This is a genomic window from Epilithonimonas zeae (assembly GCF_900141765.1).
GTDB classification, from domain to species: Bacteria; Bacteroidota; Bacteroidia; order Flavobacteriales; family Weeksellaceae; genus Epilithonimonas; species Epilithonimonas zeae.
The window spans coordinates 1,356,790-1,380,408 of record NZ_FSRK01000001.1 but is presented as its reverse complement, the minus strand read 5'-3'; the positions used below and the strand labels follow the sequence as shown (position 1 = coordinate 1,380,408).

General features: G+C 33.4%; 19 protein-coding genes and 1 tRNA gene. 9 read left to right on the top strand and 11 right to left on the bottom strand.

All coding sequences use genetic code 11. The features are described from left to right. Positions 1–44 precede the first annotated feature (44 nt). Positions 45–812, bottom strand: a complete 768-nt coding sequence (locus BUR19_RS06300; protein WP_074234024.1) for an NUDIX hydrolase — start codon at positions 810–812, stop codon at positions 45–47. Further along, entirely contained in the window at positions 790–1,953 is a 1,164-nt protein-coding gene (locus BUR19_RS06295; RefSeq protein WP_245799031.1) for an MFS transporter, read from the bottom strand. The genes BUR19_RS06300 and BUR19_RS06295 overlap by 23 nt, the downstream gene beginning before the upstream one ends. A 242-nt stretch (positions 1,954–2,195) precedes the next feature. Between BUR19_RS06295 and BUR19_RS06290 the strand changes: the two genes are divergently transcribed. The 6 genes from BUR19_RS06290 (at position 2,196) to BUR19_RS06265 (ending at position 11,516) form a co-directional block, all read left to right on the top strand. After that, on the top strand, positions 2,196–5,114 hold the full coding sequence (locus BUR19_RS06290; protein WP_074234022.1) for a SusC/RagA family TonB-linked outer membrane protein: 2,919 nt from the start codon (positions 2,196–2,198) through the stop codon (positions 5,112–5,114). 12 nt (positions 5,115–5,126) lie between these two features. Beyond that, a complete protein-coding gene (locus BUR19_RS06285) occupies positions 5,127–6,689 on the top strand; it encodes a RagB/SusD family nutrient uptake outer membrane protein (RefSeq protein WP_074234021.1) in 1,563 nt (520 codons plus the stop codon). 9 nt (positions 6,690–6,698) lie between these two features. Then, a complete protein-coding gene (locus BUR19_RS06280; protein ID WP_074234020.1) occupies positions 6,699–7,577 on the top strand; it encodes a hypothetical protein in 879 nt (292 codons plus the stop codon). 176 nt (positions 7,578–7,753) lie between these two features. After that, positions 7,754–9,214: a glycoside hydrolase family 30 protein gene (locus BUR19_RS06275; protein ID WP_074234019.1), complete on the top strand. Its 1,461-nt coding sequence runs from the start codon at positions 7,754–7,756 to the stop codon at positions 9,212–9,214. A gap of 12 nt (positions 9,215–9,226) precedes the next feature. Further along, positions 9,227–10,027: a glycoside hydrolase family 16 protein gene (locus BUR19_RS06270; RefSeq protein ID WP_074234018.1), complete on the top strand. Its 801-nt coding sequence runs from the start codon at positions 9,227–9,229 to the stop codon at positions 10,025–10,027. Positions 10,028–10,076: 49 nt separating this feature from the next. Then, the gene (locus BUR19_RS06265; protein WP_074234017.1) at positions 10,077–11,516 is read left to right on the top strand and encodes a glycoside hydrolase family 30 protein; all 1,440 of its coding nucleotides are present in this window, start codon (positions 10,077–10,079) and stop codon (positions 11,514–11,516) included. A gap of 47 nt (positions 11,517–11,563) precedes the next feature. Here BUR19_RS06265 and BUR19_RS06260 read toward each other — a convergent pair whose 3' ends face one another. Together BUR19_RS06260 and BUR19_RS06255 are read right to left on the bottom strand one after the other, a co-directional pair. Beyond that, positions 11,564–12,085, bottom strand: a complete 522-nt coding sequence (locus BUR19_RS06260) for a hypothetical protein (RefSeq protein WP_074234016.1) — start codon at positions 12,083–12,085, stop codon at positions 11,564–11,566. Between the two features lie 384 nt (positions 12,086–12,469). Next, a complete protein-coding gene (locus BUR19_RS06255; RefSeq protein ID WP_074234015.1) occupies positions 12,470–13,573 on the bottom strand; it encodes a M14 family zinc carboxypeptidase in 1,104 nt (367 codons plus the stop codon). Between the two features lie 1,123 nt (positions 13,574–14,696). On the opposite strand from BUR19_RS06255, the gene BUR19_RS06250 reads away from it, so the two are divergent. Then, positions 14,697–15,218 carry a helix-turn-helix domain-containing protein gene (locus BUR19_RS06250; RefSeq protein WP_074234014.1) on the top strand — a complete coding sequence of 174 codons (522 nt, stop codon included), beginning with the start codon at positions 14,697–14,699 and terminating at the stop codon, positions 15,216–15,218. A 46-nt stretch (positions 15,219–15,264) separates the two neighbouring features. Here the strand turns inward: BUR19_RS06250 and BUR19_RS06245 are convergent, their stop codons facing one another. Then, on the bottom strand, positions 15,265–15,477 hold the full coding sequence (locus tag BUR19_RS06245) for a hypothetical protein (protein WP_074234013.1): 213 nt from the start codon (positions 15,475–15,477) through the stop codon (positions 15,265–15,267). Between the two features lie 254 nt (positions 15,478–15,731). Between BUR19_RS06245 and BUR19_RS06240 the strand changes: the two genes are divergently transcribed. Both BUR19_RS06240 and bglX read left to right on the top strand, forming a co-directional pair. Continuing rightward, positions 15,732–17,360 carry a DUF6377 domain-containing protein gene (locus BUR19_RS06240; RefSeq protein WP_245799030.1) on the top strand — a complete coding sequence of 543 codons (1,629 nt, stop codon included), beginning with the start codon at positions 15,732–15,734 and terminating at the stop codon, positions 17,358–17,360. A 179-nt stretch (positions 17,361–17,539) separates the two neighbouring features. After that, positions 17,540–19,834, top strand: coding sequence for a beta-glucosidase BglX (bglX, locus tag BUR19_RS06235; RefSeq protein WP_074234011.1), 2,295 nt, complete (start codon positions 17,540–17,542; stop codon positions 19,832–19,834). A 146-nt stretch (positions 19,835–19,980) separates the two neighbouring features. Here bglX and BUR19_RS06230 read toward each other — a convergent pair. The 6 genes from BUR19_RS06230 to BUR19_RS06205 all read right to left on the bottom strand — a co-directional run bounded on the left by BUR19_RS06230 (position 19,981) and on the right by BUR19_RS06205 (position 23,528). Next, positions 19,981–20,054 (bottom strand) — tRNA-Ile (locus tag BUR19_RS06230). A 62-nt stretch (positions 20,055–20,116) separates the two neighbouring features. After that, on the bottom strand, positions 20,117–20,515 hold the full coding sequence (mce, locus tag BUR19_RS06225) for a methylmalonyl-CoA epimerase (protein ID WP_074234010.1): 399 nt from the start codon (positions 20,513–20,515) through the stop codon (positions 20,117–20,119). A gap of 257 nt (positions 20,516–20,772) precedes the next feature. Then, the gene (gene tpiA, locus BUR19_RS06220; RefSeq protein ID WP_074234009.1) at positions 20,773–21,534 is read right to left on the bottom strand and encodes a triose-phosphate isomerase; all 762 of its coding nucleotides are present in this window, start codon (positions 21,532–21,534) and stop codon (positions 20,773–20,775) included. Positions 21,535–21,540: 6 nt separating this feature from the next. Then, the gene (locus BUR19_RS06215; protein ID WP_074234008.1) at positions 21,541–21,891 is read right to left on the bottom strand and encodes a tellurite resistance TerB family protein; all 351 of its coding nucleotides are present in this window, start codon (positions 21,889–21,891) and stop codon (positions 21,541–21,543) included. Positions 21,892–21,900: 9 nt separating this feature from the next. Next, positions 21,901–22,977, bottom strand: coding sequence for a BT_3928 family protein (locus BUR19_RS06210; protein ID WP_074234007.1), 1,077 nt, complete (start codon positions 22,975–22,977; stop codon positions 21,901–21,903). 14 nt (positions 22,978–22,991) lie between these two features. Next, the gene (locus BUR19_RS06205; RefSeq protein WP_074234006.1) at positions 22,992–23,528 is read right to left on the bottom strand and encodes a DUF1599 domain-containing protein; all 537 of its coding nucleotides are present in this window, start codon (positions 23,526–23,528) and stop codon (positions 22,992–22,994) included. Positions 23,529–23,619 lie beyond the last annotated feature (91 nt).

Genomic DNA, 23,619 nt, shown 5'->3' with positions numbered 1-23,619 from the left:
AAATAAAAAACCAGCTTACTATTAAGCTGGTTTTTTTATTTGAATTAATTACCAAAATCATTATTCTTGACTTCAGGATTATCTAAAAATCTATAGAGATAAGGCGCCTTGTTTGCTGAACCACTATAATGTTTTTCCAGTCTTTCCAAGATATTCATGCTCAATATTTTTCTTTGAAAATTATTCCTTCTGAGTGGTTCTCCCAAGATAGATTCATAAAGATTTTGAAGTTCTTTCATCGTGAATTTATCAGGTAAAAGATTACTACCCATCACTTGATAGTCTATATTTTTCCTAAGATAGAGGAGTCCTTTTTCAATCATTTCCTTGTGGTCAAAAGCGAGATTCGGAATTTCATCCACATTAAACCATTGGCAAACTTCATTGAATGAATCGGGGAAAGTGTATGTTAGAGTATAATCAATCAGAGCATAATAACCAACAGAAATAAAACGCTGATAAATCCAGTGATTGGTATCCACTTTAATATTTTTGTTCTCTAAAAGTTTTTGGTGTGTATTGTTTTCTGTCCTTTTGATATCACCAAAAGTGTAAAATTGCTCCATATAAACATCCGAAAGATGTGTTCTCTCGTACAAAGTTCTGGCAGCAGCGTCATTCAGATTTTCATCATTAAAAATAAATCCTCCGGGAACTGCCCAAAGATCCAAATCATGATATTTTAACAACAAAACCTTCAGTGTATCCTTATGAAATCCGAAAATAACACAATCTACAGACACGTGTTCCACGAAGTCTTTTGTGTCTATAAGTTCCCTTAAATTCTGTTTATTCTTGTTGGTTTCGGTCATAGGTTATCGTTGTTTTATTAAGAAAAAAAGTGAGACCAAATATAATTAATAATGGGAATAAAATAAATATTGGATAAAAATTACTTAGATTTTTATGAAAAACTCCTGCCATATACAGAGAACCGACTGAACTTCCTAAGGAGGAACAAATCATAACAATTGATATTAGCAAGTGTGTTTTTTCCTTTGGAACTTTATTCAAAACTTCTGCATTATAGAGCGGAAACAATGGTGCTAGAAATAATCCAATTAAAGGCATCAAGAATATAAGCAGGAATTTATAATCCAAATAAAAATTTGAGATAATGATTTGACAAATTGCCAATATGGTGAAGACGGTAAAAAGACAAATCAGTACCAATTTAAACCAATGGAATCTTAAAATCAATCTGCTGTTAATCAATCTGCCAAAAAAAGAAAATAATGCTAAAAATGCTGAAGCCTGCAATGCAAAATAAGAATTGAGTTTCAAATTATTTCTAAAAAAACTTGGTAACCAGGAGTTAAAACTTTGCTCTACAAAAACCATAAAAAAGACAATGACAAAGAAATAAATGATTTTTAGATTAAGAAAAAACTTCCATTCGCCCGATTTTTTTTCTGTGTTTGAAATCTTAATTTCATCTATTTTCAGAGGTTTCAGCATTAGAATATTAATGATACTTAAAACTGCAATTACCCAAAATCCGAATTTCCAATATTCGGAAAAAGAACTAGTTAACAGACTTCCGAAACCTATATTGACAAAGAAAATTCCAATCATAAAAGAGGCATCCACACTGCTGATTGAACTTGCCAACTGTTTGTCCTGAAAATTATTTTTGATAATACTGAAAACCGAGATTTTAGCCAGAGCAAAGCTTACCCCAACAATACTGAGCCAAATCTTGAAAAACCAAAAAGCATCCACGAGAGGAAGTGCAATGCAACTTACGAGAATAAAAATCAATGAAAAAATAAGGGCGTTTTTATTTCCAGTTTTAGCAATTAAATTAACACAGAACAATGACACAATTGCCATCGGAATATCTTTAAATGACTCCAAAACCCCCAAGCCTTTGTATGAAATCTTCTCCGAAAGTTGCAGAATAATCACTCCCATGCTGTTAAGCAACATAGAGAAGATTAAAAAGCTCAACATTAGCGGAGGTTTTAGAGATTTTTTATTAACATTCATTTAATCGACCTTAACTTAAACTTAACAATTGGAAGCGTTTTTGGGGATTCCAAATATAACAATTATAATGATATTACTGATGATAAGCATCGTTAAATTATCGATAAACAGTAGTTTTTTGAAAAAAATAAAAAATAATTTTGTTATATCGAAAAAAAAGATACTTTTATTGTCTCAGTTTGAGATTAACAAAAATTAATTAAAATATGAACTTAAAGTATTCAAAATGTCTTGGGTTAGCCGCTGTACTTTACTTCACAGCCAACTACTCAGCTCAACAACGGGTAAGTGACACTGCTTCTAAAGAAAAAACAATAGAAGAAGTAGTCGTTATCGGTTATGGGACTCAAAAGAAAAGTAATGTTACCGGTGCGATTGCTAGTATCAAGGCTTCTGACATCGAAAACATCCCTGCTGGAAAGCCTGAACAGGTTCTACAAGGCAGAGCAGCCGGTGTCTCTGTAGTTACTAATTCTGGTCAGCCAGGAGCTGCTGCAACAGTTCGTGTAAGGGGAATTACAAGTTTTGGAGCAGGTAGTAACAGCCCTTTATGGGTTGTTGATGGAATTGTTGTTGATAACATTGGCTGGCTTAATCAATCTGATATAGAAAGTATTGAAGTATTAAAAGATGGAGCTTCATCAGCAATTTATGGTGTTTCTGCTGCAAAAGGGGTAATTCTTGTAACAACCAAAAAAGGAAAGAAAGGAAAATTAGGCCTCTCTTATAATGGCTTTTATGGATTTGGTAATGCTGCAAAGAAATTGGATCTTCTAAACGCTACGGAGTATGCTACTATTATCAATGAAGCTTTTTCAAATGATGGTAAACCAATTCGTTATGCTGACCCTTCAAAATTTGGAAAAGGAACAGATTGGCAGGATGCGATTTTTGGAACTGGTGAGAAATCTAATCATGAAGTAAGTATAACGGGAGGAAATGAAAAATCTACTTATTATGCTTCTTTTGGATATCTTGATCAGACAGGAATTGTGTTGAGTGATATCTCTTATTACAAAAGGTTAAACGCAAGATTAAATTCAACTCATAAGGTTACTGATTATTTAACCATCGGACAAACGTTTGCTTATACTCATACAAAATCTCAAGGTATTAGTGCAAATGAAGAATTTGGAGGCCCGTTAGCTTCAGCAGTTAATCTGGATCCTACAACTCCTGTAGTAGTAACCGATTGGTCTATGGTAGATCCTAGTGGTTACACAAATCCATATATTGTGCGCGACCCTAATGGAAATCCTTACGGAATTTCACGTTACGTAAATCAAGAAATGACCAACCCAAGAGCTTTTCGTTACATCCAACAAGGAAACTATAGCTGGTCAGATGATTTTGTGGCAAATATTTTTGCAGAACTAAAACTTCATAAAACGCTTACTTTCAAAACAAGTTTGAATGGTAAAAAATCTTACTGGGGAAGCCGCGCTTTTACTCCAAAATATTACTTAAGCCCTAATTACAATAACACTACATTCAATAATCTGAATAAAGTTGATCAAAATAAATTTGAATGGAGTATGGAGAATACTCTAACTTATCAAAATAGATTTGGAGATCATAATTTAAGTGTGTTAGTAGGTCAGGGTGTTTATGAATATAATATTTCTGGTGGTACAAGCTTAACTTATACCAATTTACCAATTGATAATTGGCAGGATGCTTCATTCAATTTTGACATTCCTCAAGATAATATTACCGCTACAGGATGGGACGGGATAAAAACTCATAAAGCATCTTATTTTGGTAGAATTATCTATGACTATGCAGATAAATATTTATTTACTGGAACTATTCGTAGAGATGGTTCTTCGAAATTCGCAACTAACAAACACTGGGGAACTTTCCCATCTATGTCATTGGGATGGAATATTAATAAAGAGAATTTCTGGCCAGAAAATAAAATTATTAATACTGTAAAACTTAGAGGAGGTTATGGAGTTTTAGGTAATGATGAAATGGATAACTTCAAGTTTGCAAATTTTATGGTTTCCGGAAGTAACTACACCAATTCAGGAAATAATATCATTATCGGATATGCGCCAAGTACATTGGAAAATCCTAACCTGAAATGGGAAGAAACAAGCCAGTTAAATATTGCTGCTGATTTTAAAATACTTAACAATTTTACGTTCACTGCAGACTGGTACAAAAAGAAAACTACAGATATCCTAAGACAAATCAATGTTCCTGGTTACATAGGTGTTCCTAATTTACCATGGTCAAATGTTGGAGATATGGAAAACACAGGCCTGGAACTTGAATTAGGTTATAAAAAGAATTGGGGAGATTTTGGTATTTCAGTTAATGGAAACTTTGCAACAATTAAGAATAAAGTGTTGAGATTAGAAGATGATATAGAGTACTTCAACCTTGCTTCATTCCAAACTATGGGACCTATCTCTCGAGTACAGGTCGGCCAACCTTACGGATCTTTCTATGGACAAACTTATAGCGGAGTTTTCCAAAATCAGGCTCAAATCAACTCCTACGTAAATAGTAATGGAGATTTATTACTACCTAATGCAAAACCTGGAGATTTTATATGGCAGGATAATAATGGAGATGGGAAAATTGATCCTAATGACAATGTAAATTTAGGAAGCTCTATTCCAAAATATACTTTTGGTTTAACTGTCAATTTGAATTATAAGAATTTTGATTTTATGGCGTTTGCACAAGGACAAGCAGGAAATAAAATTTTCCAAGGACTTAGAAGATTGGATATGCTTGATGCCAATTATCAAACAAAAATTTTAGATCGATGGACTGGGGAAGGCTCTACAAACGATAACCCAAGAGTTACAAGGGATGATACTAATCATAATTATTCTTGGATGTCAAACTATTATTTACAAAAAGGAGATTATGTTCGTTTGAAAATAATTCAGTTAGGATATACAATTCCACAAGATGTTACAACTCGTTTTGGTATGAGTAAAGTAAGACTCTACATAACTGGTGAAAACGTCTTTACTTTCACTAAATATACTGGTTACGACCCGGAAATTGCAGGAAGAAATAATTCTGAGCAAGATATAATAGGAGTTGATAGAGCTTACTATCCGCAAGCTAGAACTTTTTTAATAGGTGCTAATATTCAATTTTAATTGTAAACAAAAATGAAAAATAAAAAATTTTTATATAAGGGACTTGCCATTACATTCTTAACTGGTTTAAGTTTTACTAACATTGCTTGTAATGATGCATATCTAGATGATGTACAGAATTCAGGATCTTTCAATACAGATTTGTATTTCAAAAATGAACAACAATCTTTCAGCGCATTAGTTTCTGTATATGATGTTTTGAGAAAATATTCTGGAGGTTTTGAGAATAGTGTCACTTTCTTTAATGCTGGTTCAGATGATCTTTACTCAGGAGGTGGAAACTCCAATGATGGTGCGGGGATCCAAGGTATTAATAATTATACAATCAATCCTAACACAATGCCAGCCAGCTATTGGAAAGATTATTACCAAGGTATTGCGAGAGCCAACTTATTGATTGAAAGAGTTCCAGCTGCAGATATGAGTGATGGTTTAAAAAAGAGATTCATTGCAGAAGCTAAAGTTCTTAGATCATTATATTATTTCGAATTAGTAAGAATTTTTGGAAATATTCCTCTGATATTAAACTATATTAAATTCGATGATGATTATTGGAATATTCCGCAAGCAAAACCAAGTGAAGTATATGCACAAATAGAAAGTGATATAGTTGCTGCAATTCCAGATTTGATGCTTACGGCAGATACAAATGATAAAGGAAGAATCACTCAAGGTACTGCCAGAGCAATACTAGGGAAGATTTATCTTTATGATAAAAAAATGCCCCAAGCAGCAGAACAATTTGCACAAGTTAATGGTGTGCCTGGAGGAACCAGCCAATATGGATATAAACTTGTAGCAAATTATGCTGATTTATTTAAAGTTGGTTTGGAAACTGATCCGGATCCAAATAGATATAAATTCTTATCAGAATCTATATTAGAAGTAATGCATACTAATAAAGCAAACTCTGATTGGGGTTTCTGGGGACAAGGAAAAGATGAAGGAAATTCAATCAATATTATGGTAGGACCAAGATCATACTCTATAAAAAAAGATTTTCCAAATAATAATGCACCTGATTTATATTCAGGATGGGCATTTAATACTATAACAGACGATTTATTTAATTTCATGCAAGGAGATCCTAGATTAGATGTCACAATTTTCAATGCAAAAAAATTAGTAGAGGAAGGCAAAATTTCTTATAGTCCTGCATATTCAGATACAGGTTACTTCTTAAATAAATATTTGCCTACCAATAATCTAAGAAGCTCTCTACCTGGAGCAACGGAACTAAATTTCCGTCAAAACTATATTGCAATTAGATTAGCAGATACTTATTTGATGGAGGCTGAAGCACTTGGTGCAACAGGTGGAAGAGCTCAAGCATTACTAGATGCAGTTAGAGCAAGAGTTGGATTAGGCTCAGTTCCTGTTTCAATGCAAGCGATTAAAGATGAGAGAAGAAGAGAATTGGCAGGTGAAGGTCACCGTTGGTTTGATCTAGTAAGATGGGGAGATGCTCCTTCTAAATTAGCATCTAAAGGTTTTGTAGCTAATAAAAATGAAATTATGCCTATTCCATTTAACGAACTACCTAATACAGCATTGAATCAAAATCCTCATTATTAATTTTTAGTTATGAATAAATATTTAAAACATACAATTTGTTTGAGTTTATCGGTATTTGCACTTTCTTGTGTGCCAGATACTATAGATGGAGAAGGTAACGGACTTACACCTACTAATTCTGACGCATCATTTACCGTAACAAAAACATCAGAAAATCATTATAGACTTTCGTCTTCTAATAATAATTTCTTGGTCTCTAAATGGGATTTAGGTGACGGAGGTGGATTTGGAGTTGGTCCTAATATTTACGATGTTTTTATCCCAGATGAAGGAACTTATAATGTTCAACACCAAATTATTGGTCAAGGAGGAATTGTAGGTGGTACAGCAACCCAAACCATAAAAGTTGATAAATCTGACCCTGCTGCAGGAAATATGATTCAAGGCGGAAAGTTTGCTGATGCCGCAGATATTACCAAATGGTCATTAGCTTTCCCTAATCCTTCCAACTCCGCTTTATGGGTTTGGGATCTTACAAACAAGAAAGCAACATTCACAGCAAATGGATGGGATAGAAATGTAATGTATCAAGCTGTTGAAGTTGTTGAAGGTCGTAAATACAAAGCAGATGCAGTTGTTAGCTCAAAAGGTGTTTCAGATTCTTGGTTTGAGATTTACGTAGGTTACACAAAACCAACGGCTAATACAGATTACACAGGAGATGGAAATGATTCCACCTGGTTAAGAGGAATCAATACTTGGGCTGGAAGCGGAACTTCTGCTTTCGACGGTAAAATTTCTAATGTAGGTTCTAAAAATGCTAATAATCCGGATGGTATTTTTACAGCTACCAAAACAGGTGTGGCATATTTTGCAATCAGATCAGGCGGTAACGATATGAAAGATGGAATTTCTATTACCAACATAGAATTCCGCGGCGTTAACTAATTTTTTCTTATCATATTCTTAGGTGAAAGAGGTCCTCAAAAACCTCTTTCATTTTTTAATTTCAAATCAAAATATAGTTTTCTAAGCTTCTCTTGAAAAAGAGAGCTGTATTGGGAAATCACTATTCCAATACAAGTCTCTTATTAGAATCAAATATTTTAAATCAATCTAATAAAATGTACAGCAACAAAATTTTCCCGAATAAATTATTTTTCTTAGGACTCACCGTTTTCTCACTTTTATTTTGTCAAAGCAATAGTGTAGATGATTCATCAAATCCTCCGGCTGACAATGGTGGAGATAACAGCAGTTATGCCTCAGCAAGTGTCTGGCTCACAAAAGCAGACGAAACCATAAAACTCCAAAAACAAAACGATATTTTCTTCAATAATGCAAGCAATAACTATCAAACTCTTGATGTTGATGCTTCGCAAAAATATCAGACAATTGATGGTTTTGGATATACATTGACTGGCGGAAGCGTTCAGGTAATCAATCAATTGTCAACTTCTAAGAAAGAAGAATTATTACAGGAATTATTTTCTAATAAAGATAATTCCATTGGCGTGAGTTATATTAGACTAAGTATCGGCGCATCAGATTTAAACAGCAGTGTTTTTTCTTATGACGATATGCCTGCTGGACAAACGGATACTTCTTTAGCTAATTTTTCATTAGCCAAAGATCAGGCATTAATCGATATGCTGAAGAAAATATTAGTCATCAATCCAAATATCAAAATTATGGCAACCCCTTGGTCACCTCCAGTTTGGATGAAGGATAACGGAAGCAGCATCGGAGGAAGTTTGAAACCAGAATATTATGGCGTTTATGCTCAATATTTTGTAAAATATATTCAGGGAATGAAAGCGCAGGGAATTACTGTCGATGCCATTACTCCACAAAATGAGCCCCTGCATCCAGGAAACAATCCAAGTTTATTGATGACTGCTTCTCAACAGGCGACTTTTATCAAAAATAATTTAGGACCAGCATTTAAAGCAGCAAATATCACAACGAAAATTGTTCTTTATGACCACAATTGTGACAAACCGGATTATCCTTTGGAAATTTTAGCTGATGCAGAAGCTGCGAAATATGTAGATGGTTCGGCTTTCCATCTTTATGCAGGAAATATATCAGTTTTGAATAATGTTCATTTGGCTCATCCTTCTAAGAATCTTTATTTTACGGAACAATGGACTGGTTCTACATCATCTTTTTCTGATGATTTGATATGGCATTCCAAAAATGTGATTATCGGTTCTATGAGAAACTGGAGTAAAATAGCTTTGGAATGGAATCTTGCCAATGACCCACAATTCAATCCCCATACAGAAGGTGGTTGTACACAATGTAAAGGAGCTGTAACAATCAATTCTAGCGAAAGTTTGACTAAGAATGTAGCTTATTATATCATTGCTCACGCTTCTAAATTTGTTCCTCAGAATTCTCAAAGAATTGCTTCGACTCAGCCGGGAAATCTAAGTTCTGTGGCGTTTACAAGACCTGACGGAAAAACAACTTTGATTGTCCTGAATGAAGGAAATGCAACTGAGAATTTTAACATCAAGATGAATGGTAAATCTGCAGCAACTTCTTTACCAGCAAGAGCTGTAGCGACTTTTGTTTTTTAAATTTAAATCCTAATGAATTTCAAAACACTTAAAATAGTATCAGCATTTGCATTGATTTCTGTATTGAATATTTCCTGCTTGACTCAAAAAAACTCGGATAAAGGAAAACTCGTTTTTCAGGATGAGTTCAGTTATAAAGGATTGCCAGATTCATCGAAGTGGGAATTCGAAGTGGGAGGCGATGGTTTTGGGAATAATGAACTTCAGTTTTATACTAAAAACAGAACTGAAAATGCAAGGGTAGAAAACGGGAATCTCATCATCGAAGCTAAAAAGGAAAAATGGGATAAAAACGATTATACATCGGCAAAACTGATTACCAAAAATACTTTTCCATTCCAGTACGGAACTGTTGAAGTTAGAGCCAAATTACCGAAAGGAAAGGGAACTTGGCCCGCCATCTGGATGCTTAGTCAGAATATCAAAGAATGGCCGGATGATGGTGAAATCGATATTATGGAACACGTGGGTTACAACCAAGGTTTTGTTCACGGTTCTGTTCATACGAAGAAGTATAATCACATCATCAACACGCAGAAAACAGATACGATTGTCATCAAAGATGCGTCAGAAAATTTCCACATTTACAGAGCGGATTGGTCGCTAGAGAAAATCGAGATGTATGTAGACGATAAAAAATATTTCACCTACATCAAAACTGAAAATGATTATGAAGCGTGGCCATTTGACCAACCTTTTTATTTGATTCTGAATCAAGCGGTAGGAGGGAATTGGGGTGGAAAAGAGGGCGTAGATTCTAGCATTTATCCACAAAAATTCTGGATAGATTATGTCAGAATTTATAAAAAATAACTAATAAAAATGATGTTCATCTGTGACATCTAATTTTCTTAAAGTAAAAATGAAAAAGACAATTGTACTATTTGCTGCATTAGCAATTGCATCAAATATGAATGCCCAGAATTACTGGAAAAAAGGAATGAAAGAGGGTAGAGTTATAATCACTTCTCAAAAAACAAATGAGAAATTTGCTAAAAAAGCGAATGCCAAATTTGTAGATTTTCCTCAGCCAAAAGAAACAGATGTTTGTGTTTTTGTAGATCCAGATTTCAAATATCAAAAATTAATTGGAATCGGAGGTGCGATTACGGATGCTTCTTCGGAAGTTTTTGCAAAAATACCTAAAGAGAAACAGAAAGAATTTATCGAAGCTTATTACGGAAAATCGGGGATTGGTTATAATATTGTTCGAACCAATATGAACTCTTGCGATTTCTCCAGCGACAGTTATACTTATATTAATGATAATGATGAATCTTTAAAATCCTTCGATGTAAAGCACGATGAACAGTACAAAATCCCATTAATTAAAGCAGCTCAGAAAGTAATTAATCCAAAAGATTTCAGATTTTATTTCAGTCCTTGGAGTCCGCCAGCTTGGATGAAATCCAATAATAATATGCTGAAAGGCGGAAGATTATTGGACAAATATTATCAGGTTTGGGCGAATTATTATGTTAAATTCATTCAGGAATACGAGAAAAGGAATATTCCGGTTTGGGGATTGACTATCCAGAATGAACCAATGGCCGTTCAAACTTGGGAATCTTGTATTTACACAGCAGATGAAGAGGCAAAATTCCTAAAAGAAAACCTTGGTCCAACATTATGGAAGAATAATTATAAAGACAAAAAAGTCATTATTTGGGATCATAACAGAGACTTGATGTACCAACGCGCTACAACAACTTTACAAGACCCAGAAACTTCAAAGTACGCTTCCGGAATCGGTTATCATTGGTACGAAACGTGGAATAACAAATCTCAACTCTTTGATAATCTTGCAGAAACACACAGAGCTTTTCCAGACAAATTCTTGATTTTCACGGAAGGTTGTAAAGAACAATTTGATTTTTCTAAGATTTATGATGTCAGCTTGGGAGAATTGTATGGTAGAAATATGATCAATGATTTCAACAAAGGAACATCAGCTTGGACTGATTGGAACATTCTTTTAGACGAAAAAGGCGGTCCAAATCATGTAGGAAATTTCTGTTTTGCACCAATTATTTATGATACAAACAAGCAAGAACTTCATTATACTTATGAGTATTACTACATCGGTCATATTTCAAAATATGTAAAACCAAATGCTCAACGTGTTGGAACCTCCACCAATAAAGATTTCCTATTATCTACAAGCTTTTTGAACGAGAGTGGGGAACTGGTAGTTGTGGTGATGAACGAAGGTGATGCAGATACGGATTTCAATCTCTGGATTGAAGGAAAATCTTCAAAACTCTCTGCACCAGCGCATTCTATTCAGACTATAGTTTTATAGTATATATTATTTTCTTGTGAACAGCAGCTTTTTTAAGGCTGCTGTTTTCATTTTAATTTGGTTTCAATCATTTTACAATCTGCCGGAGTCAATCTTTGACCTTTGGTAAAATTGATGACTTTTGGAGATTCGTAGACGGATTTTGAAGAATTAGATTGCGCATATTTTCCGATGCCTTCCAACAAAACGCCGCTGTCTTGTAAGAAGTAAATTTCACGTTCGCTGGTAGAACCTTCAGAAGCAAACTTATAATTGACCTTCAGCGTGTCACCAAAAACTTTTCCTGAGATCTCGCCGGAATTTGAATCTTTTTCGAAGTTTTTGTATTTCAATTTACCGGTGACATTTCCATTTGTTATTTGGTAAGATAGAAACATCGAATCTTTTGCTAAGACATTCATATAACAATAATCCACATTTTCAGCCAGACGAATCTGATTGGTTGAATCTTTATCAACAGCTAATGTATCAGGTTTTCTGTTTTCAACGTTGATTTGTTTGCCATCGTTTTTTTCACACGAATAAATCAGGAGCATAGTTGTTGATAATAATAAAAAGGCTTTTTTCATAAACGCTTATTTTAATCTGATACCAATGCAGAAAATAATATACCAAATTGATTTATAAAGGAATATGACAGCTGTAAAAGGCAACAATTAAATAATTATAAAATGTCCTATAATTTATATTATGTTAAATTGAATATTATAACTGACTGATTATTAGAAAATATTATGTGAGTATAACTTTTAAAAAAATATCCAAAATTTTTACAAACTTTGGATATCAATTTATCTGTGCGAAATTATATTCGATTAAAAATTTATAACAGATTCTCAACGATTAGAAATTAAAAATTATTCCGTTTAAAATCAACAAAAAAATATCGTCTGTGCAAAATTATATTCGATTAAAAATTTTATAACAGATTCTCAGCGATTAGAAATTAAAAATTATTCAATCCTAAAATCAACTAAAGAATCTAGTTTCGGAAATTTCTTTACAGATACAAATCGTTTATCCGTACAGTCGATTTCTGTCCAGCCTTTTTTATGATTCAGATCTCCAACTTCAACTACGTATGGTTGATAAGTCAGTTTTTGATTGTCATCCAAAATCTCTCTGTATTGTACAGCAATATCCAAAATACACTCAAAATCTGTATTCAGCTTTACATTTCTATAAATTAGGTCAAAATGTGTTTCTTTATTTTGAGGAATATCAAAATAAGTTTCATAACTCAAAGTATCACCTTTAAGCACTGAGATTGCCTTTAAAGCAAAGTATAAAGCCTGAGTGTAATATTCTCGGGTTTTACGACGTTCCAAATCATTCTCATAAAATCCACCTTCAAATAAAATCGCAGGAATGCCAGATTTCATAAAATTATCACCGCTGGATGTTGGGTAAAATTCGTCTGTATATTTTGCAATTCTATTAGGCAAAATCTGTTTCATCTGCATATAGATGGCCGCAATTACAGCCATACTTTTCTTTCTGTTTTCGGTAATATCTCTTTCAGCATTTTCTGATGGCGATAAGAAGGATAAAGTCGCCGGATGAATTCCGTCTGTAGTGAAAATTGTTCTCTGGTCGTGAAGGTTTAACAGATAACTGTAATTTCCGTTTAGCACAATAGATTTCAAAACACGGATTTCATTACTCGAATTTCGGATAAAATCTCTGTTGATATCAATATCGTAGGCATTTCTTCTTGTCCAGGCTTCGGAACCATCAGGATTTAACATGAAAATGAAGTCCAACTGAATTAATGTGAAAAGTTTGTCTTTCAACTCAGGATTCATGTCAAATATGGATAACAAATCCAGCATTGCCAATGTAGCTGTAGATTCATTGCCGTGCATTTGTGACCAAGCTGCGACTTTCAAATTTCCATTTCCTAAAGACAACATATAGATTGGCTTTCCCAAACTGGATTTTCCAATTTCTTTTATATAATCGCTGTAGTTGTGCTGTAAGTAAGAAAATAAATTTTCAGGGAAAACATAGCGATCTGGGAAGTTAGGATTTGGGAAATATGGAAAACTAAAATTCATTTTTTCTTTGATTTGATTTGTCACAAAAATAACATTTAATCCGAAATAAACTAATTTACATTTGTAACATCTTTAAACAACACCAAATGTCACATTGTCTGTTTATTATTTTGTGGAATACATTATTGTTATTTTAATTTTTTAAAACCAATAATATCAGCATTTTATAAAATTTAAATAAAGTTATTTTTTAAATTTACTTTAATACTCATTTTGCTGATGTAGTTTGATTTGTTCAACAAAACACTAAACGTGTTTTTAATAAATAATTGACTATATATTACAAATGTATAAAGAATTATGTATCACTAGTTTCTCTATTTCTACCCGCCTTTATCCACAGTTGTTAATTTGGATATGTTTTTATCTTACTTTATTACTGAACAAAATAATTATGTTAAATGGATTCGTATAAAAAAATAGTTGTAATTAACCTCTTCCCTGCTCCACTGTATAGTTTTAATCGTAGAAATTGAATTTATACTAACTCAAATTTTAGCAATTCACATTCTTGAACAAAAATATATTTAATGGTAATGGAAAAATTTGGATTTGAAAAAATCATATAATGTTACAGATTTTGTGTTTATTAGAAATATTATATAATAAACTATATCCTTACTAAAAACTATTTGTTTCAGAGAATATTTGAGCGACTATAAATGATTTTTATAATTAACGAAACAGCAAGAACGTAAATCAAAAGAATGAAAATGACAGATGAAAGAAATAACAATGTTTATAAAATTGAAATATCACTATTTCTAGAATATTGCTGTTAATAACTGTTATTTTAAAAATTTTAAAAAATTAGTGTAAATTTTATACAGAAGTAAACATCTGATTTAATTTACATTATATAGATTATTTCAAGTTAAATATACCAAATTGAATTTAAGACTTGATTGTATCAACAAACTTTTATGTTTATATCTAATGATTTTCAACACGACGTTTTCCACAATTGTCAATACTTAAGACTTTTAAACAACCTTATAAACAATTGTAATTGTAAATAACTGTAATTGAACATTTTATATTGAATATAATCAGTTTACAAAAGTAAATCAGCAAAATTCACAAATGTAATTGATGATAAATTAAAATGCGTTACATTTGTAAAATGGATTTTAATGATAGATTTACAAAAGTTATCGAATACTCTGAACTAACTCCTGCTGAGTTTGCAGAAGAAATTGGTGTGCAACGTTCGAGTATTTCACACATTATTTCTGGAAGAAACAAACCTTCTCTTGATTTCATTACCAAGATAAAATCTAAATTTCCAGATCTTGAATGGGATTGGTTGATTAATGGAAATGGTGAAATGCTTATTAATAAAGAAGAAATTCCAGTTACAATTCCTATAGCTGAACCAGAGGAAAAAAAACCGGCGAAAAAAACTTTGCCAGATTTATTCTCATTAATTAGTGATGAACAATTTGGACAACAAGAAACGGATAAGAAACCCGAAAATCAAATTTCACGAGAATCTAATATTTCTGTACCAATTGCAGAAAAAAATAAAATATCCGATTCTCAGCGATTAGAGAATTTTGATAAAAAACAAGAAAATTCGTCAAAAAAAATTAGACGAATTGTATTTTTCTTTGAAGATGGAACTTTTGAAACTTATGAGAATTAAATATTATGTTAAATTGAGTACCTAATAATTATAAATCTATAAGAATCTAAAAAGCATAAGCCGCTTTATTTTCAAAAACATTCATTCCCGTCATGCGATCTTGCTTATAAATAATCTCGACTGAAAAACATGAGATTTCATAAAGTACAAATTTTAGCTCATTAACTGTGCGCTGTTCTCTGATATGACCTTCTTTTTTAGCCATCTCAATTTGTTGATAATCCGGAAGATTCTTAAAATCGTAGAAAGATATTGTCATAACATTTTTATTTAATAGTTCTTACTTTTGACTATACAATTTGTTTACCAAAATCTAATTATCATTTTAAAATTAACAAGAGAGTTAAAAATTGTTGATAATATCACAATTGATTGAGCATTCATTTTTCAAATCATATGAATCAAGATTTTGAATTAAAATTTATAAAATTTGATTTGATGAATGTAAAATTTTAACTTGCAATATTATTGATGGCTTTGGAGACTATACAAAGTGCTGAAGTAATTTCTGTTATGAAGTTTAAACTTATCTTTTTATTTTTTCTGATTTCGAATTTCTTATATTCTCAAAGTTCTAATGAGCTTCTGAAAACATTGACCAAAGAGATCAGTCAGAAAAAAATGTACAGTGATAAAAAAGAAGCGGCTATTGAAGATTTAAAGAGAAAGAAATCGCAGAATCCAAATCAGGAATATATTAATAATGAAAATATTTACAGATTGTACAAGCAATATCAGATTGATTCTGCCGTGCATTATGTAAAGAAAAATATGGCAATTTCGGAACAGCTTAATAATCCGAAAATGATAGCTGAATCAAGTCTTCAACTGGCGCATCTCTACTCGACTTTAGGAAAGTTTAAAGAGTCTGAAAATCTTTTAAAAAGTATTAATATAAAGAGTTTAGACAACGACACCAAAGCCAATTATTACGACACCTACAGCAAATTCTATGAGCATTACACCACCAACATTAATGATGTCAACGGTATAAAAAAAATTGAACTGTACCGTGACTCACTTTTGATGATGCTTCCCAAGTCTTCTATTCAGTATAAAATCAATCTTTCGCAAAAATATATTCACGAAGGAAAACTGGATAATGCTGAAAAGCTTCTTCACACTTTGATTAATGAAGCCAAGAAGAAAAATCTCGATTATGCAATGTCGGCTTATCTTTTGGGAGATGTTTACAAACTGAAAAATAATAATGAGGATGAACTGAAATATTACCTTATATCAGCGATTACCGATACCCAAAATGCGATTAAAGACAATGCTTCTTACCAAAATTTAGCAATGATTTTTTATCATAATGGAGACATTGATAAAGCCTATCTTTTTACAAAATCTGCGATTGAGGACGCTATTTTTTGTAATGTGAAATTCAGAACTTTGAATATTTCTGAAATGTATTCCATCATCAATAAAGCATATGTTGATAAAGAAACGAAATCAAAAAGTCAGCTGGAGTTATATTTAATTTTCATCAGTTTGCTTTCTGCGATTCTTGCCGGATTGATTATTTACATTTACCGTCAGATGAAAAAGGTTACTCGCATCAAAGAACAGCTTTCAAAAACGACGGAACAATTGGAACTTTCCAATTCTGAAATTACAAAAACCAACGAAAAACTACAGCTTCTCAACCATCAATTATCAGAATCAAACCTTATTAAAGAAGAATATATCGCCTATTTTTTTGATACCTGTTCGTCTTATATCAGTAAATTAGAAGATTACCGAAAAAATTTAAATAAAAAAGCGAAAGACAATCAGCTTGATGAACTTTTCAAAACATTACGTTCAAATACATTGATCGAAAATGAGCTGGAAGAATTGTACCGAAATTTCGACCAGATTTTCCTGAATCTTTATCCGAGCTTCGTCACCGATTTTAATTCTCTATTAATTCCTGAAGAAAAAATCATTTTGAAAAAAGGTGAACTTCTGAATACCGAACTGAGGATTTTTGCCCTCATCAGATTAGGAATTACCGACAGCGTAAAAATTGCAGCCTTCCTCAGATATTCTTTAAGCACGATTTACAATTACAGAACCAAGACCAGAAATAAGGCCGCTGAGTCCAGAGATTTGTTCGAAAACAAGGTGGCAAACATTGGAGAAATCGCTTCAAAATAACTCAAATTTTTATATTTCCGCTACATTTTTTGTCTTATTTAAATTTATAAATAATTAATTTCCATATACTTAATTTTAAAAACCACTACTTTTTAGCTTTCCGATCCAAATCCGCTTCTATTAAATTTTAGTTTTGCCTTAAACGGTTCAATTAACATTTAATTTAAATTATTTTAATAATGAAAAGGATGGTTATCGCAGCTTGTATGGCGGCAAGTATTTCTCAAATCGATGCGCAGACAGTTGCTCAATATGAAAAGGTAAAAATGGATAAATTCATCACGGAACTGATGAGCAAAATGACGGTTGAAGAAAAAATCGGTCAGCTCAATTTTCCGGGAGGTGGAGATGTCACGACAGGTCAGGCAAAAAACAGCAACATCGCAGATAAAGTAAGAAAGGGAAATGTAGGTGCGATTCTTAATCTTAAAGGCGTAGAAAAAATCAAAGAAATACAGAAAGTTGCAGTTGAAGAAAGCCGTCTGAAAATCCCTTTGTTTTTTGCTTTGGATGTAATTCACGGTTACGAAACAGGATTTCCAATTCCACTTGGTTTAGCGGCAACGTGGAATCCAAAAATGATTGAACAATCCGCAAGAATTGCAGCAAAAGAAGTGAGTGCAGACGGAATCAGTCTGACTTTTAGTCCGATGGTTGACGTTTCGAGAGATCCGCGTTGGGGAAGAGTTTCTGAAGGAAATGGAGAAGATCCGTTTTTGGGTGGAGAGATTGCAAAAGCTTTGGTAAAAGGTTATCAGGGAGATAATACCTACAAAACCAATTCCCAGATTATGGCGAATGTGAAGCATTACGCTTTATACGGAGCGAGTGAAGGCGGAAGAGATTACAACACGGTGGATATGAGCCGACAAAGAATGTTCAACGAATATATGTATCCTTACAAAGCCGCTGTAGATGCAGGAGTTGGAAGTGTGATGACTTCGTTCAACGATATCGACGGATTGCCTGCTTCTGCCAACAAATGGCTTTTGGATGATGTCTTGAGAAAACAGTGGGGTTTTACAGGTTTCATTATGACAGATTACACCGGAATGAGCGAAATGGTTGACCACGGAATCGGCGACCTTCAAACCGTTTCTGCAAGAGCTTTGAAAGCCGGAGTTGATTTGGATATGGTTAGTGAAAGTTATTTGGTTACTCTGAAAAAATCTCTTGAAGAAGGAAAAGTAACAGTTGCCGATATCGATAAATCTTGCCGTTATATTTTGGAAGCTAAATATAAAATGGGCTTGTTTAAAGATCCTTATAAATATATTGATGTAAAAAGACCTGCAAAGGATATTTACACCAAAGAAAACAGAGAATTTGCCAGAAAAATAGCTGCTGAAAGTTTTGTTTTGCTTAAAAATGAGAATGTTTTACCATTAAAAAAGCAAGGAACTATCGGAGTTGTTGGTCCACTAGCCAATACAAGGTCGAATATGCCCGGAACGTGGAGCGTTTCTGTAGATTTGAAAAAACCATCAACTTTGGTAGAGGGAATTCAGTCTGTTGCAGGAAAAAATGCGAAAGTTCTTTATGCAAAAGGAAGTCATTTGACCTCTGATCCGGAATTAGAGAAAAGAGCTACAATGTTTGAGCGCGGATTGGGAAGAGAAAACGAAAAACGCAGCGATGAGGAAATGATTAAGGAAGCACTTGAAGTCGCTTCAAAATCGGATGTGGTTGTGGCTGCTTTAGGAGAATCTTCGGAATTCAGTGGAGAATCGAGCAGCAGAACAGACCTTAATATTCCTGATGTTCAGCAAAAATTATTAGCCGAATTATTAAAAACCGGAAAACCAGTTGTTTTGGTTGTGTTTAACGGAAGACCTTTGACTTTGAATTGGGAACAGAAAAACGTTCCAGCCATTCTGAATGTTTGGTTTGGAGGTTCTGAAGCTAGTCCTGCGATTGCAGATGTTTTATTTGGAGATGTAAATCCAAGTGGAAAATTACCGATGACTTTCCCGCAAAATGTTGGTCAAATTCCGATTTATTACAATCATAAAAATACAGGAAGACCTTTGGCAGAAGGAAAATGGTTTGAGAAATTCAGGTCAAATTATATTGACGTCAGCAATGACCCGCTCTACCCTTTCGGATATGGTTTGAGTTACACCAAGTTTGACTACGGAGATATTAAACTAAGTTCAAATCAATTGGATCAAAATGGGCACATCACTGCGAGTGTAGATATTACAAACAAAGGTTCTTTGGAAGGTCAGGAAGTTGTGCAGTTGTACATTCGTGATATCGTCGGAAGTATTACACGTCCTGTAAAAGAGCTGAAAGGTTTTGAGAAAATTTCTTTAAAACCAGGTGAAACGAAAACTGTTACTTTCAAAATCACTCCTGAACTATTGAAATTCTACAATTATGATTTGGAATATGTGGTTGAACCAGGAGATTTTGATTTGATGATTGGGGCGGATAGTAAGAATGTGAAAACAGTCAAGTTTAGTTTGAAATAATTATTAGTAGCAATTTGTAGTGATACATTTTAATTACTTCTATTTATAATTAATTTTTTGTTAAAGATAAAGAGAGCCAGAATCTGGCTCTCTTTATTGATTTTTGTTAATAGAAATAAAAAAAACCTCCTTTACAGAGGCTTTTGTGGTCCCACCTGGGCTCGAACCAGGGACCACCTGATTATGAGTCAGGTGCTCTAACCAACTGAGCTATAGGACCTCAAAATTTGGTTAAATTTTGTGTGTGCAAAAATAACAAAATTTCTTTATCTACCAAACCTTTTATGGTTTTTCTTGACACAATTCTACCAATACTCCATTAGTTGATTTGGGGTGCAGAAAGACAACTAATTTGTTATCAGCACCTTCTTTCGGTTCTTCTGATATGAAAATAAATCCTTCTTTTTTTAATCTTTCGATTTCAGTTTGGATATTTTCTACTCCAAAGGCAATGTGATGGATTCCTTCTCCTTTTTTATCGAGGAATTTTGCAATTGGACTTTCGGGGTTTGTAGCTTCCAAAAGTTCGATTTTGCTTTCTCCAAGTTCGTAGAATGATGTTGTCACACCTTCTCTTTCTACCGATTCCTGTTTGTAATTTGGTTTTCCTAAAAGTCGGGTAAACAGATTATCAGAATCTGATAGAGATTTGACTGCGATACCGAGATGTTCTATTTTCATTTTTGTAATCTTAAAATTTTAGAAAAGGAAAATATGGATAAATTTCAATTTTTGACAAAACTGGTTTGGATAACAAATCCCCTAGCCCCGATTGCAACGGCATCCTTTTTTGTTTTTGTTCCTCAGTTCGATTGAATGACAAATCTTCTAAAAACAAAAAAGATATAGTGGAAAGCGGGATTAAGCTCTTAAAAAAATTGTCAAATCGAAAAAACTTTGGTTACACCAGTTCTTCGATTTGACAAAATGTTATTTTATTAAAAATTGAATCCTTCGATAATCTTGGAAAAATCTTCGATTTTAAGTGCTGCACCACCAATCAAACCGCCATCAACATCTGGCTGAGAGAAGATTTCTTTAGCGTTGTCCGGCTTTACACTTCCTCCGTAAAGGATAGAAACTTCGTCAGCAACTTCTTTTCCGTATTTGTCAGCAATCAGACTTCTGATGTAAGCGTGAACTTCCTGAGCCTGCTCTGCAGTCGCTGTTTCGCCGGTTCCGATAGCCCAAACTGGTTCGTAAGCAATGACTACTTTTTTGATTTCCTCAGCGGAAAGTGTGAAAAGAGCAGTTTCTGTTTGGTTTTTTACAACTTCGAAATGTCTTCCTGCTTTTCTTTCTTCTAATTTTTCGCCATTGCAATAGATTGGCGTCAAACCTTTGTCCAAAAGTGCTTTTATTTTTCTATTGGCGTGGCTGTCGGTTTCTCCGTGGAAAGTTCTTCTTTCCGAATGCGAAACCAAACTTCCATCTGCATCAACAGAAGCCAGCATATCAACAGAAATTTCGCCTGTGTAAGCGCCACTTGCATACTCAGAAACGTCTTGAGAGAAAACGCCTACTTCCCCATTTTTGAAAACTTCCTTCGCCGCTGTAAGATACAACGCTGGCGGAGCGATATAAACTTCGCAGTTTGTAGTGTTATTTTTTTTGTATTCTAAAAGCTGAGCCATCAATTCCTGTGCTTCAGCATACGTTTTGTTCATTTTCCAGTTTCCTGCAACAATGTTCTTTCTCATTATATTTTAATTTAAGTTCCAAATATTTTTTAACAAAGTGTAAAATTGATGCTCCTCATCACTTACTTCATTGTCAGCTTTAATCAATGATTTTGCAAACTGGATAAAGTCTTTTCTTTCCTGTTCTGTAGAATCGTCTTCAAAACATTTTGCATGGAATTCAAAATGGTCTTTCCACTGGTCTGAAGTGAGTTGTGCAATGATTTCCAATTCATCATCCAGATTGAGACGGAACGGAAATTCTTCCGCCATATATTCCTGAACTTTAAGACCTTCTTCCGGTTTGATAATACCGTCCACAGCGGACAAAATCATTAGCAAATGATAGCCGGCGATAGGTTTATTTGATTTTCTCATTATTATAATTTAATCTTGATTTAAATAATCTTTTGCTCCCAATTTCTCAACTACTTTTCCTTTTTCCAAAATCAATACAAAAGGATTGCTTCTTGCGATGGTTTTGATTACGATTTCGTCCATTAGATAATTTGGGATTTGTTTATAGAAATTAGGTTGTGTGCTGATTCCGTAAACCTTTGCTTTTTCAGTCAAAGCTTTAGTTTCTGTTTTTTTAACTAACTCTAAATCCGCCTCTTTTGGCTTATAAGTGAACACTAAAACAACTCTTGGTTCTTTCAGAATTTCGTCTGTAATAGGATTTCCATTAGCATCTTCTACTTTGAATTTCGAGATTTCAGACTCATAGCCTTTTTTCGAGATTTCAGAAGTTGTTTTACCGTCTTCGATTTGCCAGTTGGTGTCTTTCCAATATTCTTTGTTGATGTATTCGTCCTGATCCACTTTTTTAACCTCATTGGTTTTAGAATTTTTAAGTGAATAAAAAGTCTTGTATTCAGAAGGATTCTGTGCGATTTTTTGTTTCTCAGCCGCTAAATCTGTTCCGATAGAATAAGCTCTGAAATCTATCATCGGCTCGTGAGCAATTCCTCTGTACATAACAAAAATCATTACTAAAATAAATACTCCTAACAATGGTAATTTTCCAAATCTTACCTTTTCATCTTCTTCTCTTTTTCTATAAAGAAAAGCCAATATGATTAATAAAATCAAAAGCGTAATATCTTTCCAGAACGATTGCCAAGGCGTGAATTTCAGGGCATCTCCGAAACATCCACAATCTGTTACAACATTATAATAAGCGGAATAAAACGTCAGAAAACCGAAGAAAACACAAAGTGCAATCAATGCATAAAGCGTTTCTTTAAGCTTGATTTTCATCAATAACATAAATCCTAAAACCAACTCCAGAACAACAACAATGATTGAAAATGCCAAAGCATATTTTTCCAAAAACGGTAAATTGAAAACAATTGGAGAGAAATACTCTTCTAACTTGAAAGAGAATCCTTTTAAGTCAACTGCTTTTACAAATCCGGAAGCGATGAATATAAGTGCAACAATGTAGCGTAGAACTGCTTTCATAATTTTTTTCGGTATTAATTTTTAAATTTAATCAGACAAAAAACAGCATAATTCAACATATCAAAATAGTTGGCATCCAAACCTTCCGAAACCAAAGTTTTCCCTTGATTATCTTCTATTTGCTTGGTTCTCAAAACCTTTTGATAAATCAAATCTGTAATGGACGAGATTCTCATATCTCTCCAAGCTTCGCCATAATCGTGATTTTTTCGTTCCATCAGTTCTTTTGCTTTCTGAGCATAAGAATCGTAGAGATTAATAATGTCTTCAGGATTAGCATTTAGTTCATCAGAAAAACCCTTCTCCAGCTGAATCAACCCAATAATAGAATAATTGATAATCGCAATGAATTCATCTTCCTCACTTTCATCAACCATTTTCACATCCGTCATTTGTAACGTTCTGATTCTATTCACCTTGATATAGATTTGGTCCGTGATAGAACTTGGACGAAGAACGCGCCAAGCTGTTCCATAATCTTTCATTTTCTTTTGAAAAAGGTCTCTGCAAGTCTTGATAACGTCGTCAAACTGGGCGGATGTATTGTGCATAAATCTGTCTAATTGGTCAAAGATACAAATTTAGTTGTTTTTAATTTTTGATTGCCAACCAGAAAAATTATCTATTTTTATGATTCTAAAA